The sequence below is a fragment of the Nocardia sp. NPDC003999 genome, from assembly GCF_053604885.1.
This window is the reverse complement of sequence record NZ_JBSGIB010000028.1, coordinates 22930-35908: the sequence shown is the minus strand read 5'-3', so window position 1 is coordinate 35908 and position 12979 is coordinate 22930. Positions and strand designations below refer to the sequence as shown.

Below are 12979 nucleotides of genomic sequence, written 5' to 3'. Positions count from 1 at the left end.
GTGATTCCCCGCACTCGGCGCGCCGACGCGCGCGATGAGTGGCGCGTTTCATTCCGGGCGGACGGCCTGGCACGATGTCACCCGTGCAGCCGAGTCCCGTCACCACGAAGCTCGATACCCCGGATCGCCCGCTGCGGCGGGTCCCACGCCGTGCCGCGCGTGCCGCTTCGGTCGTCCTGCTCGCGGCGATGCTGGTCCCGATGCTCGCAGCGTGCCTGCGGGTCCAGGTTTCGATGGGGGTCTCGTCCAACGACCGGGTGTCCGGACGGATCGTCGCCGCCGTGGTGCCCGCCGACGCCGGGGACAAGGGCCCGCAGCTGAAGGCGCCCGAGACGCTGGTCGCCAAGGTGCGGGTGGAGCCGTACGCCCAGGACGGATATATGGGCAGCCAGGTCTTCTTCGAGGATCTGTCGTTCGGCGAGGTGCAGCAGCTCGGCGGGCTGTCCGAGCAGACTCAGGGCATGTTCCAGTTGCAATTCCAGCGCACCGGCGACCTGGTCAGCCTGAGCGGGCGGGTCGATCTGAAATCGGTGCCGCCGCACGGCTCGGACGTGCAGTTCACCATCGCGTTCCCGGCCCGCGTCGCAAAGACCAACGGCAGCCGCGAGGGCGACAACGTCGTCTCCTGGAAGCTGCCGCCCGGCGATGTCTCCACATTGCGCGCCGAGGTCAGTTACGCCGACCCGAACACCCGCTCGTTCGCGGGCTGGGCGGGCATCGCGGGCGGCATCACGCTCGCGGTGGCCGCCATCGTCGCGGCCATGGCGTACATGGACCGCAACCCCGCCGCGCCCGGCGCGCCGGAGGTCGGCTTCTCGCTCAGCCGCTGGTGGCGCTCGGTGACGCAGAATCGCTGAGCGACAGGTCGGTGTGCCGCGATAGCGTGGCCCTCATGGTGAGTGCCGACCTGCCGAAGACGTTGCGCGCGAACTCGATCCTGCCGTCCTTCGCCGCCGCGGTCGCCGTGTTGGGCGCGGGCATCGCGCTGTACAACCGGATCACCGTACGGCGGTTGACGAACACCCCGACGACGGTGATCGAACCGGTCACGGTCTGTATCCCGGCGCGCGACGAGGCCGACCGGCTACCCGAGCTGATCGGCGACCTGCGCGCCCAGGTGGGCGTGCCGCGCATGGCGGTACGCGTCCTCGACGACGCGTCCACCGACGACACCGGCGCCGCGGCCCGCGCGGCGATCGACGGCGACCCGCGTTTCACCTTGCTGCACAGTGAGTCCGATCCGGTCCCCGGCTGGACCGGAAAAGCCGCCGCCTGCGTCCGGCTGGCCGAGGAGGTGTCGACGCCGGTGCTGATCTTCTTGGACGCCGACGTGCGGCTGGCCCCGACGGCGCTCGCGGCGGCGGTCGGCGCGCTGCGCGAACGACGCGCCGCATTGGTCTCCCCCTGGCCGCTGCAGGTGGCAGGCTCGGTGGCGGAGGCGCTGGTGCAGCCCCTGCTGTGCTGGTCGTGGGCCTCGACGCTGCCGGTCACCGCGGTCGACCGGAGCCTGCGGCCCGCCACGGCGGTGGCCTGCGGGCAGTTCCTCGTGTTCGACAACGCCGCGTACCGCTCGGTGGGCGGCCACACGGCGGTGGCCGGAAGCGTCACCGAAGACCTCGACATCGCCCGTACGCTGCGGCGAGCCGGTCATTCCACGGTTCTGGTGGCCGCGGGACCGCTGGCCCGCACCAGGATGTATCGCGACGCCGCGGAATTGGACGCGGGCTACTCCCGCTGGCTCTGGTCGGCCTACGACGGCACGATAACGGGTGGAGCGGCGGTGGGACTGGTTGCCGCCCTTGCCTATTGGGTGCCGCCCGCAGTGGCGGTGTTCGGCCGCGGGGCGTACCGCCGGGCGGGCCTGGCCGGCTGGCTCGCCGCCGTCGCCGGGCGACTGCTGGCCCGCTCGACCGAAACCGGCGGCCCGCTGAAACCTTCGGATCTGCCTGCCGCCGTCGCGCATCCGGTGTCGGTGGCGGTGTATCTGCTTTTGTGGGTGCGGTCACACCTGGCCCGTCGCCGCGGCACGGCGCGCTGGAAAGGTCGGCCGCTTCCCTGAGCAGCCGTGCCGCGGTGACGGAAATCTCATGGCACCGGGGTGATTCCCACCGTCGGCAGGAAGAAGCAGGACTTGGCGCCGTTCTGCACCGTGCCGAACATCGCGGCGAGCACGGTGCCCTTCCCGGTGTCCACCGGGACCGCGCGCACCCCGCCCATCGGGAGGGACGCGACGAGGAAGTCCCGGATCGCCTGCTCGGCCGCGGGCCGCTGGTCCGGCGGAACGGCCGCGGGAACCATCGAACGCGCGACCTCGGGCAGCGGCCCCATGGCGGCGGTGCCGCTGCGGCCGGTACTCAGATTCAGCCAGCTCACCTGCATTCCGGCGGTATTCGGGCCGTCCGGTCCGAGCCCGTAGGGCACGAAGGTGAACATGGCCTGCCCGGCCTTGACGGCGCTGAGGTCCTGGCCGGGAATCTGGACGGTGGTCTTCGGCCACGGCCCCGGAATGGCGCCTGCCACGGCGGGCGCCAGACCGGCCGTGGTGTTGTCGAGGCAGAACGCCGACGCGCTCGGGTACGCGAACGGCTGGATACCGAGCGCGCGCAACGCGTCGAGCGCGGCTTGATACGCGCCGAACAGGTCACCGGGGGCGGCGATCGGCACGGAGTCCTCGGGAAACGCGGGAATCGTGGCATCCGGAGCCGCGAACGCGACCCCCGGCCCGGCGAGCACGAAGGCGATCGAACTGGTCGCGACAGCGGACAACTGGGTCAGACGGCGCAATATGGTCACGAAACCTCCTCATCGGCGGAACGATCGAGGGGGACAGTACTCCGGCAAACGCAATCAGCAGCCGAGATTGCACACAGCAATTTCGTGGCGAGTCCTGTTTGCCCGGAACGGACCTCCGCGTCGCCCACCGGCGTTCCCCCGCGTCGGCGATAGCCGTATGCTGCATCGGACCATCCCAGTCCGGCGCCACGCGCCCTGGATCGGCGAAGCGCGGAAACTCACCTCGCCCTCGGCAGAGCAGCGCACGCCCGGTTACTACAAAGATCCGATGAATCGGCGTCGACAAGATCTACGCTCACGGTGATTACTTCTCTTGTTCCAGGCTTCCCTTGCTGGGCATCATGATTCGGCTCGCCCCTGACATCCGCTGAAGGGGGGTCGGCGCCAACCATCCAGAGCGACCGAGAGACCTGGCTCGTCGACGTCGCAGCAACCCCCCGGTCACCGGGTGCGGGTGCTTCCGCCGGGACCGATGGAGGAACCGAAGTGATCATCGAGGACCCGTCATGAGCGCGTCCACCGCGCCGGACGCCGCCCCCGAGGCCGCCGCGCCGACCGAACCGGACCCGACCGGAACACCGGCCCCCGCCGAGACCGGCACGACGCCGACCGTCGCGAAGACCCGGCATCCCTGGCGCTGGGTGATCAGTGCCGTCGCGCTGATCCTGCTCGCCCAGTTCGTGCACGGGCTGGCCACCAATCCCGGCTGGGATTGGCCGACGTTCGCGCGGTACATCACGGCCGAGTCGGTGCTGTCGGCGCTGCGGGTCACCTTGGAGCTGACCGCGTGGGGCACGGCGCTGGGTTTTCTGCTCGGCACCGCGCTCGCGATCGCCCGGCTGTCGAACAACCCGGTGCTGCGGGTGATCGCGTGGGTCTACATCTGGGCATTCCGCTCGATCCCGCTGATCGTGCAGCTGCTGTTCTGGTTCAACATCGCTTACCTGTATCGGACCCTCTCGGTCGGCATCCCGTTCGGGCCCGCGCTGTTCACCTTCGAGGTGAACGGGGTGATCAGCGGTTTCACCGCCGCCGTGATCGGCTTGGCGCTGCATCAGGCGGCGTATTCGGCCGAGATCATCCGGGCCGGGTTCATCTCGGTGGACGCTGGTCAGCTGGAAGCCGCCGCCGCCTTGGGGATTCCACGGCTGCGGCAATTCCGCACGGTGGTGGTGCCGCAGGCGATGCGCTCGATCCTGCCGAACGCGGCCAACGAGGTGATCAGCCTGTTCAAGGGCACCTCGATCGTGTCGGTGATGGCGATCGCCGAGCTGTTCTACCAGGTCCAGGTCATCTACGGGCGCAACGGACGGGTGGTGCCGCTGCTGATGGTCGCGACGGTCTGGTACATCGTGCTCACCACGGCGCTCTCGGTGGCGCAGTACTACATCGAACGCCACTACGCCAAGGGCGCGCACCGCACGCCGCCGCCGACGCCGCTGCAACGCGCGTGGCGGAAGCTGCGCGAGGTCGCCGAGGCCGGTCCCGCCGCACCGCGCGGAGCGACCCGATGAGCGCCACACCCGCCGTGCAGGTCCGCGGCGTCCGGAAATCCTTCGGCTCGCACGAAGTGTTGCGCGGCATCGATCTCACCGTGCGATCCGGCGAGGTGGTGGCCGTGATCGGCCCGTCCGGGTCGGGCAAGTCGACCCTGCTGCGCGTGGTGAACCATCTGGAGACGCTGGACGCGGGCACCGTGCACATCGACGGCGAGCTGATCGGATATCGGCTGCGGCGCGACCGCTTGCACGCGCTGCCCGACCACGCGGTGCGCAAGCAGCGCTCCCGGATCGGCTTCGTCTTCCAGCAGTTCAATCTGTTCCCGCATCTGACCGTGCTCGACAACGTCACGCTCGCACCGCTGTCCGCGCAGCGGCGCGATCGGACCGAGGTGGAGCGCGAGGCACGCCTGCTGCTGGATCGGGTCGGCATCGGGCACCTGGCGGACGCGTATCCGCGCAGGCTGTCGGGCGGGCAGCAGCAGCGGGTGGCGATCGCCCGCGCGCTGGCGCTGCGCCCCCGCGTGATCCTGTTCGACGAGCCCACCTCCGCGCTGGACCCGGAACTGGTCGGCGAAGTGCTCGACGTGATCCGCGATCTGGCGCACGGCGGCACCGCGCTGGTGATCGTCACCCACGAGATCGGCTTCGCCCGTGAGGTCGCCGACACCGTGGTGTTCCTCGACGAGGGCGTCATCGTCGAGCAGGGCCCGCCCTCGGTCGTTCTCGACCATCCCGAACACCCGCGCACTCGCGCGTTCCTTTCCCGAGTCCGTTGACGAACAGGTATCCGATGAAGTTCTCCGCCCTGGTCACCGCCGCCGCGACCGCGGTCGTGCTGCTGGCCACCGGCTGCACCGAACCCGAGGCGGACAACGCCGCGCAGCCCGCCGGTTCGGTCACCTTCGACCTCTCCCCCGCCCAGTCCGGCCGCGTTCGGGCCGCCAAGGTCGATGCCATCGCCGCCGAGGTGCCGAAGGCGATCCGCGACCGCGGCACGCTGGTCGTGACCGGCACGTCCGGGGCAGCGCCGCCGCTGCGGTTCTACGCCACCGACGACCGGACGGTGGTCGGCTCGGAGATCGACTTCGCCTCGCTGGTCGCCGACATCCTCGGCCTGAAACTCGATGCGCAGGTGGCCGATTGGTCGCAGAACTTCGTGCGGGTGGACTCCGGTGAGGTGGACGCGTTCATCTCCAACGTCACCGTCACCGAGGAACGCAAGGAGAAGTACGACTTCGCGACCTACCGCAAGGACAACGTCGCGCTGGAGGTGCCGATCCAGAGCAAGCTGGCATACAAGGATCGGACGAGCCTGGCGGGCAAGCGGATCGGGGTCGGCAGCGGCACCAACCAGGAGCAGCTGCTGGTGAAGTGGAACGAGCAGAACCGGGCCGAGGGCCTGCCTCCGATCGACATCGCCTACTTCCAGCAGACCACCGACTACTACCTGGCGCTGGCCTCGCAGCGGCTCGACGGCTACCTCGGCCCGAACCCGACGGCGATCTACCACGCGGCCACCGCGAAGCAGACCAGGATCGTGGGCACCTTCTCCGGTGCGGGCGAGGCGCTGCAAGGCGAGATCGCGGTGCTCACCAAGAAGGACAACGGGCTGATCACCGCCGTGCAGCACGCGCTCGCCTACGCCATCGAGCACGGCACATATCAGCAGGTGATCGACCGTTGGGGCCTGCAGAGCGAGACGGTCACCGAATCGCGGATCAACCCGCCCGGCCTGCCGAAGAAGCGCTGAGCCGATGACACAACCGCTCTCGACCCCGACGCTGCGCGTGCACCGGGTGGCCCAGGACGACCCCCTGGCCGCGCCCCTGCTTGCCGAACTCGCCCTCGAGTACAGCAGCCGCTACGGTCGCACGCCCGGCGAGGTGCACGCCTCGTTGCGCGAGCACCCGGCCACCGCGTTCGCGCCGCCGCACGGCGCCCTGCTGGTCGTCACCCGCGACGGAGAAGCGGTGGCGGGCGGTGCCTTCCAGCGCTACGACGCGCACACCGCGGAGCTGAAGCGGATCTGGACCTCGCGGGAGCACCGCAGGCAAGGGCTCGGACTGTTCGTACTCGAGCAGCTGGAAGCCGAGATCGCGCGCCGCGGCTACCGGCGGATCTACCTGACCACCGGACCGCGTCAGCCCGAAGCGGTCGGCCTCTATCTCGCCGCCGGTTACCGCGCGCTCTACGACCCGGACCTGCCCGCGGAACAGATCGGGCCGCATCCCTTCGAGAAGCAGCTGCCCGCGCTGGGAGCGATCGCGTGAAGTTCCTGCTGTTCACCTTGGTGACCCGGGTACCCGACCCGCGGACCGGCCGCCTGCCCGGCACCCGGGAACGCCTGCGCGACGTCGTCGGCCAGGCGCGGCTGGCCGAGGAACTGGGCTACGACGGGTTCGCCGTCGGCGAGCGGCACGAGGAGCCGTTCCTGTCCGCCGCGCCGCCGGTCATCCTGTCCCACCTGGCCGCCCTCACCTCGCGGATCACGCTGTTCACCGCGGTGACCACGCTGAGCCTGCTCGACCCGGTGCGCGCTTTCGAGGACTACTCCACGCTGGACAACCTGTCCGGCGGGCGGCTCGAGCTGATCATCGGCAAGGGCAACGGCGCCGCACAGGCGCAGCTGTACCACGTCACGCCCGACGACCAGTGGGCCCGCAATCGCGAAGGCTACGAACTGTTCCGCGCCCTGTGGGCCGGTGACAGCGTGACCTGGTCGGGGCGCTTCCGTCCGCCGCTGCGCGAGGCCAAAGCATTGCCCCGGCCGTGGCAGCCGAAGATCCGGATCTGGCACGGCAGCGCCACCAGCCGCGAATCGGTGGAACTGGCCGCGCGCCACGGTGATCCACTGTTCTCGGCGAACGTCACCAACCCGATCGAGCCGTATGCCGAGCTGGTGCGCCACTACCGGGAGCGCTGGGCGTTCCACGGCCACGACCCCGCCGACGCGCTGGTCGGCGCGGGCACCGCCGGATTCCAGGTGTCGCGCACCTCGCAGGAGGCGCTCGCGGCCTACGCGCCGATCTTCGAAGCGCGGCTGGCGCTGGCGCGCGAACGCGGGCTGCCGGTGGTGTTCGAGACCCTCGACGACTACGTGGCCCGCAGTTCGGCGCTGATCGGCAGCCCGGAGCAGGTGATCGACAAGGTCGGCCGCCAGCACGAGCACCTCGGCCACGAGGTGATCCACCTGTCCGCCGAACGCGACGGCCGCCCCGAGCGGCAGTACCTGGACGGCCTCGAGCTGTTCCAAGCCGAGGTGGCGCCGGAATTGCGCCGCCGCATCCCCAGCCGACCGTTGGCGACCGGTGTCGCCGATACCGACCCCGACCAGGGCGAGGAGCTCCCCCGCCCCGAAGTATCTGGAGTTGCCCCGTGATCCGAACCCGTCACCGAATCGTCGCGCTGGCCGGCGCGCTCGCCGCGGCCACCACCGTGGCCGCCTGCGGCAGTGATTCGGCCGCGCCCGGCGGCGACGCGGGCCCGCCCCAGCCGGGCGGTGTACTGCGCTACGGCCTGTCGCAGGCACCGACCTGCTCGGATCCCGCCCAGGCGGGCACCAATCAGACGCTGTACGTCGCCCGGCAGATCGTGGATTCGCTGACCGACCAGGACCCGGCCACCGGCGAGCTGAAGCCGTGGCTGGCGCAGAGCTGGGAGACGAGCCCCGACGCGAAGGTCTTCACCTTCCACCTCGTCGACGGCGTCACCTTCAGCGACGGCACGCCGCTCACCGCCGAATCGGTGCGCAACACGTTCGATTCGGTAGTGAAGATCGGCTCGGGCAAGGCGCCGCTGGGCAGCAGCTACCTCACCGGCTACGTCGGGACCACGGCTGTGGACCGGCTCACCGCCCGGGTCGAGTTCAGCAAGCCCAACGCACCGTTCCTGCAGGCGTCCTCGACCGCGGCGCTCGGCATCCTGGCCGACGTGACCACGGCCAAGCCTGCCGAGCAGCGTTGTCTCGGCGACAACGTCGGCAGCGGACCGTTCACCTACGCGGCCTACCGCCAGGACGCCGCGGTGACGCTGGCCAAACGGACCGGCTACCACTGGGGTTCGGCGGTGTTCGCCCATCGGGGCGAGGCCTACCTGGACAAGATCGAGTTCACCGTGGTGCCCGAATCCGGCGTCCGCACCGGCAGTCTCGCCTCCGGGCAGCTGGACGCGATCAGCGACGCGCTGCCGCAGGACGCTCCGCAGATCGAAGCGGCGGGTGGCCGGGTGCTCAGCACCGCCAACCCGGGTGTGCCGTTCGGCTTGCAGCTCAACGTCACCAGAGGTCCGTTGCGCGATCCGGCGGTGCGCCGGGCCCTGCTGCCCGCCATCGATCGCAAGCAACTGGTCGACACCGTGCTCGGCCCGCAATTCAAGCCCGCCACCAGCACACTCGCCAGCACCACACCCGGCTACACCGACCTCTCCGCGCGTCTGGCCTACGACCCGGCGAAGACGCGCACGCTCCTGGATCAGGCCGGGTGGCTGCCCGGCGCGGACGGCGTCCGGACGAAAAACGGCGAGCGGTTGTCGTTCTCGGTGCTGTTCAGCCAGGTGTTCGCGGGCAACCAGGCGATCCTCGAACTGGTGCAGCAGCAGTTGCGGCAGGTCGGCGTCGAGCTGAAGCTGGACCTGGTGTCGTCGGCGGAGGCCACGGCGCGCCAGAGCAGCAAGGATTTCGATTCCTTCTACGGCAACACCACTCGCGCCGACGGTGACATCCTGCGCACCACCTTCGGCCTCGAAGGGCGCAATCTCAACGCGCGCGGCCCCGTACCCGCGTTGGACGACGCGCTGAACGGGCAGGTCAGCACCGTCGACGCCGCGACACGCAACGGGCTTATCCGCACCGCGCAGGAACAGGTGCTCGACGCTGGACTGCAGCTGCCGACCGTCGAGCTGTCCCAGGCGATCGGCGCGAGCGCGAACACGCGCGATCTGAAGTTCGAAGCCTCCGCCCGATTGCAGTTCTTCGACACCTGGCTGAGCGGACGGTAGTCATGGCGCGCTATCTGGCCCTGCGGGCACTGCAGGCGATCTGGGTGCTGTGGGCGGCGTTCACGCTGTCGTTCGTTGTGCTGTACCTGCTGCCCGCCGACCCGATCTCGATCGCGGCCGACGGCGGCGGCGCAGGCACGCCGGTGGACAAGGCCGCCATCGCCGAGATGCAGGCCCGCTACGGGCTGGATCGGCCGCTGTGGGAACAGTATTCGACCGCGCTCGGGCACGCCGTGCGCGGCGACCTCGGGCATTCCATCGCGACCGGGCAGCCGGTCACCGGCGCGATCGGTGACGCGCTGCCCGCCACGCTCGAATTGACCGGCACCGCATTGCTCTTCGCGGTCGTCGGCGGCGTCGCGCTGGCGTTCGCGGCCACCCAGACCCGGCGGCCCTGGCTGCGCAACGCTTTGGCCGCGCTGCCGTCGCTCGGCGTCTCGGTGCCGACCTTCTGGACCGGACTGCTACTGCTGCAAGTGTTCTCGTTCCAATTGCGGCTGGCTCCGGCATTCGGCGGACACGGTTTCGCCGGCACGGTGCTGCCCGCACTCACCCTGGCCCTGCCGATCGGCGCGGTCATCGCACAAGTGCTCACCGCCGGGTTGGAGACGACCTGGCGTCAGCCGTTCGTCGACGTGGCCCTGGCCAAGGGTGGGTCGCGCTGGTGGGTGCGGCGCACGCACGTGCTGCGCCCGGCCAGTGTGCCCGCGTTCACCATCGCGGGGGTCCTGGTCGGCAACATGCTCGCCGGATCGGTGGTGGTGGAGACCGTCTTCGCCCGCCAAGGCGTCGGGCGGCTGACCCAGACCGCGGTGCTGGCGCAGGACATCCCCGTGGTGCAGGGCATCGTGCTGCTCACCTCAGTGGTGTTCGTCAGCGTGAATCTGGCGGTGGACCTGCTGTATCCGCTGCTCGACCCGCGCATCGCCGCCCGCTCTCGCGGTGTGCGCGGCGAGTCCGAGCAGACCGCCGCCGACACCGCCGAGGAGGCGATCGTCCGTGCCTGACCACGCTCCCGTCATTCGTAACGCCGGGCTCCTGCTCGGCGCACCACTCGCCGAGGGGGTACGGACCCGTGGTTGACGTCACCGAGGAACAGCGCGCAGCGGTGCTGACCGGTCTGCGACGACCGGCCGTGCGGTGGAAGACTCTGCGCGGCAATGCCGGACTGCTGGTGGCGGGCGCCGTCGCGCTGCTCGCCGTGGGGTGGGCGCTGGCGCCGTCGGTCTTCGCCGGTGGCGACCCGCTGACCGGCGTGCCCGCGCAGAAGTTGCAGAGCCCGAGCGCTCGACACTGGTTCGGCACCGATAATCTCGGGCGCGATCTGTACACCCGGATGGTGCACGGCGCCGGGCTCTCGCTGACCGCCACCCTGGCCGCGGTGGGCATAGCGCTGGTCGCCGGGGCGCTGCTCGGGCTGTTGTCCGGCGCGGTCGGCGGCGTGGTGGACGCCATCGTCATGCGGCTGGTCGACGTGCTGCTGTCGGTGCCCTCGCTGCTGCTGTCGCTCGCGCTGGTCACCGCGCTCGGCTTCGGCACCCGCAACGTAGCGCTGGCGGTGGGCATTTCGCTGGTGGCCAATTTCGCCCGCGTGATGCGATCGGAAGTGCTGCGGGTGCGCCAGGCGGTGTACGTGGAGGCCGCCCACGCCGCGGGCGCACGCTGGTACACGGTGCTGGCCAGGCACGTGCTGCCCAATTCCATCCAGCCCGTACTCGCCTTGGCCGCGGTGGAATTCGGCATGGCGGTGCTGGCCGTGTCGGCGCTGAGCTTCCTCGGCTACGGCGCGAAGCCGCCCACGCCCGAGTGGGGCACGCTGATCTCCGAGGGCCGCAACTATCTCGCGACCGCGTGGTGGATGACCACCCTGCCCGGTCTCGTCATCATCGCCGTCGTGCTCGCCGCGCAGCGCCTCGGCCGCGCGATCGGGAAGGGAGAACGCGCGTGAGCGCCCCGGCATCTCCACTGCTGCACGTCGAGGACCTGCGGGTTCGTTACCGCTCGGACACCGGCCCGGTCACCGCGCTCGACGGTGTGTCACTCACCGTGGCCCGCGGCGAGGTGGTGGCGCTGGTCGGCGAGTCCGGTTCCGGCAAGTCCACGCTCGCCCACGCCGTGATCGGCCTGCTCGGCGCGAACGCCGAGATCGCGGGTGGCACCGTGACCTTCGACGGCGCCGTGGTCGACACCGGCTCCGAACGCGCGCTGCGTCGGCTTCGGGGAGCGCGCATCGGCTTCGTCCCGCAGGACCCCGGGCTGTCGCTGAATCCGGTCCGGCGAATCGGCGACCAAGTCGCCGAATCGCTGCTGGTACACGGACTGGCCGACCGCAAAGCGGCACGGGCGCGGGCGATCGAGCTGCTGACCGACGCCGGACTGGACCGGCCCGAACTACGGGCCACCCAGTACCCGCACGAGCTTTCCGGCGGGCAGCGCCAGCGGGTGCTGATCGCCTCGGCGCTGGCCTGCGCACCGGACCTGGTCATCGCCGACGAGCCGACCAGCGCGCTCGACGCGACCGTCGCGCGCCGGGTACTGGATCGGCTCGCCGAGCAGATCGCGGCGCGCGGCACGGCGGTGCTGCTGATCACCCACGATCTGGCCGTCGCCGCCGAACGCGCGGACCGCCTGGTCGTGCTCAACGGCGGCGAGGTGGTGGAAAGCGGCGCCACCGCCGAACTGCTGGCCACGCCGCACCACCCGTACACCAAGCGCCTGCTCGCCGCCTCACCCAGCCTCGCGCCCGCCGACGGCTACCGCGAGCCCAAGCCCAGGACGGGCGAGCCGCTACTGGTCTTGCGCGAGGTGCACAAGACCTTCCGGGCGCACGGGGGCGACAGCGTGACGGCGGTGGCCGGGGTCGGTTTCGAACTCGGTCGCGGCGAGACCCTCTCGCTGGTCGGCGAATCCGGATCGGGCAAGTCCACCACCGCGCGGATCGCGCTGCGGCTCACCGAACCCGACCGCGGCGAGGTCACCTTCGACGGGCAGTCGCTGTCGCGGGCCCGCGGGTCGCGGCTGCGCGCACTGCGCAAACGCTTCCAGGTGGTGTACCAGAACCCCTACGCCTCACTGGATCCGCGTTGGCGGGTCGGTGCGATCGTCGAGGAACCGTTGCGCGCGTTCGGCATCGGGAACCGCGCGCAGCGCCGCGACCGCGTGGCGGAACTGCTCGCGCAGGTCGCGCTCCCGCCCGGTTTCGCCCAGCGCAGGCCCGCCGAGTTGTCCGGGGGACAGCGTCAGCGCGTCGCCATCGCCCGGGCGCTGGCGCTGCATCCGGAACTGCTGGTGCTCGACGAACCGGTCTCCGCGCTGGACGCCTCGGTGCAGGCGCAGATTCTCGAATTGCTCGACCGGCTACAGGCCGAGTTGTCGCTGAGCTACCTGTTCATCTCGCACGATCTGGCTGTGGTGCGCCGCATCAGCGATCACGTCGCGGTGCTGCGGCACGGCCGCATCGTCGAATCCGGCCGCACCGCCGAGATCTTCGGCGATCCGCGCCACGAGTACACCCGTGAACTGTTGTCGGCCATACCGGCGCCCGCCCTGGCGAAAGGCGCGTCCTGATGCCGAATCCGACCTACCGCCACAGCCGCGTGCTGAACCGGCGGCGCTGGGCTCCGTGCCGCAGCCGCCCGGAACCCGCCGTCTCGTCCTCCGCGATTACCCCTCCCCGCTCACCGGAGCCC

At 70.7% G+C, this 12979-nt stretch carries 12 protein-coding genes and 1 riboswitch; of the genes, 11 read left to right on the top strand and 1 reads right to left on the bottom strand.

The window, feature by feature from the left end; translation table 11 throughout:
* The first annotated feature begins 74 nt into the window (after nt 1-74).
* On the top strand, nt 75-857 hold the full coding sequence (locus ACWESM_RS33235; RefSeq protein WP_452495145.1) for an LppM family (lipo)protein: 783 nt from the start codon (nt 75-77) through the stop codon (nt 855-857).
* A 35-nt stretch (nt 858-892) separates the two neighbouring features.
* A complete protein-coding gene (locus tag ACWESM_RS33230) occupies nt 893-2059 on the top strand; it encodes a glycosyltransferase (RefSeq protein ID WP_452495143.1) in 1167 nt (388 codons plus the stop codon).
* Nucleotides 2060-2085: 26 nt separating this feature from the next.
* On the opposite strand, the gene ACWESM_RS33225 is transcribed toward ACWESM_RS33230, so the two are convergent.
* Entirely contained in the window at nt 2086-2793 is a 708-nt protein-coding gene (locus tag ACWESM_RS33225; protein WP_355079624.1) for a hypothetical protein, read from the bottom strand.
* Between the two features lie 385 nt (nt 2794-3178).
* Nucleotides 3179-3272, top strand: a riboswitch (SAM riboswitch).
* Between the two features lie 27 nt (nt 3273-3299).
* Between ACWESM_RS33225 and ACWESM_RS33220 the strand changes: the two genes are divergently transcribed.
* The 9 genes from ACWESM_RS33220 to ACWESM_RS33180 all read left to right on the top strand — a co-directional run bounded on the left by ACWESM_RS33220 (nt 3300) and on the right by ACWESM_RS33180 (nt 12857).
* Nucleotides 3300-4307: an amino acid ABC transporter permease gene (locus tag ACWESM_RS33220; RefSeq protein ID WP_356965186.1), complete on the top strand. Its 1008-nt coding sequence runs from the start codon at nt 3300-3302 to the stop codon at nt 4305-4307.
* Complete coding sequence (locus ACWESM_RS33215; RefSeq protein WP_355079621.1) at nt 4304-5071, top strand: amino acid ABC transporter ATP-binding protein; 768 nt, start codon at nt 4304-4306, stop codon at nt 5069-5071. Before ACWESM_RS33220 ends, ACWESM_RS33215 begins: the two co-directional genes overlap by 4 nt.
* Before the next feature lie 14 nt (nt 5072-5085).
* The gene (locus tag ACWESM_RS33210) at nt 5086-6045 is read left to right on the top strand and encodes an ABC transporter substrate-binding protein (RefSeq protein WP_355079619.1); all 960 of its coding nucleotides are present in this window, start codon (nt 5086-5088) and stop codon (nt 6043-6045) included.
* Nucleotides 6046-6049: 4 nt separating this feature from the next.
* Nucleotides 6050-6565 carry a GNAT family N-acetyltransferase gene (locus ACWESM_RS33205; protein ID WP_364437165.1) on the top strand — a complete coding sequence of 172 codons (516 nt, stop codon included), beginning with the start codon at nt 6050-6052 and terminating at the stop codon, nt 6563-6565.
* On the top strand, nt 6562-7674 hold the full coding sequence (locus ACWESM_RS33200; RefSeq protein WP_364437168.1) for an LLM class flavin-dependent oxidoreductase: 1113 nt from the start codon (nt 6562-6564) through the stop codon (nt 7672-7674). The genes ACWESM_RS33205 and ACWESM_RS33200 overlap by 4 nt, the downstream gene beginning before the upstream one ends.
* Nucleotides 7671-9290 carry an ABC transporter substrate-binding protein gene (locus ACWESM_RS33195; RefSeq protein ID WP_355079613.1) on the top strand — a complete coding sequence of 540 codons (1620 nt, stop codon included), beginning with the start codon at nt 7671-7673 and terminating at the stop codon, nt 9288-9290. Before ACWESM_RS33200 ends, ACWESM_RS33195 begins: the two co-directional genes overlap by 4 nt.
* Nucleotides 9291-9292: 2 nt before the next feature.
* On the top strand, nt 9293-10297 hold the full coding sequence (locus tag ACWESM_RS33190; protein WP_355079611.1) for an ABC transporter permease: 1005 nt from the start codon (nt 9293-9295) through the stop codon (nt 10295-10297).
* A 143-nt stretch (nt 10298-10440) separates the two neighbouring features.
* Complete coding sequence (locus ACWESM_RS33185) at nt 10441-11238, top strand: ABC transporter permease (protein WP_452495163.1); 798 nt, start codon at nt 10441-10443, stop codon at nt 11236-11238.
* Nucleotides 11235-12857 (top strand): dipeptide ABC transporter ATP-binding protein, encoded by a 1623-nt coding sequence (locus ACWESM_RS33180; RefSeq protein ID WP_452495139.1) that lies wholly within the window; start codon nt 11235-11237, stop codon nt 12855-12857. Before ACWESM_RS33185 ends, ACWESM_RS33180 begins: the two co-directional genes overlap by 4 nt.
* The last annotated feature ends 122 nt before the right edge of the window (nt 12858-12979 follow it).

Coding starts and splice junctions, on each gene's coding strand:
- ACWESM_RS33235 (WP_452495145.1), top strand. CDS start 75: ATGTCACCCGTGCAGCCGAGTCCCGTCACCACGAAGCTCGATACCCCG.
- ACWESM_RS33220 (WP_356965186.1), top strand. CDS start 3,300: ATGAGCGCGTCCACCGCGCCGGACGCCGCCCCCGAGGCCGCCGCGCCG.
- ACWESM_RS33190 (WP_355079611.1), top strand. CDS start 9,293: ATGGCGCGCTATCTGGCCCTGCGGGCACTGCAGGCGATCTGGGTGCTG.
- ACWESM_RS33210 (WP_355079619.1), top strand. CDS start 5,086: ATGAAGTTCTCCGCCCTGGTCACCGCCGCCGCGACCGCGGTCGTGCTG.
- ACWESM_RS33205 (WP_364437165.1), top strand. CDS start 6,050: ATGACACAACCGCTCTCGACCCCGACGCTGCGCGTGCACCGGGTGGCC.
- ACWESM_RS33230 (WP_452495143.1), top strand. CDS start 893: ATGGTGAGTGCCGACCTGCCGAAGACGTTGCGCGCGAACTCGATCCTG.
- ACWESM_RS33215 (WP_355079621.1), top strand. CDS start 4,304: ATGAGCGCCACACCCGCCGTGCAGGTCCGCGGCGTCCGGAAATCCTTC.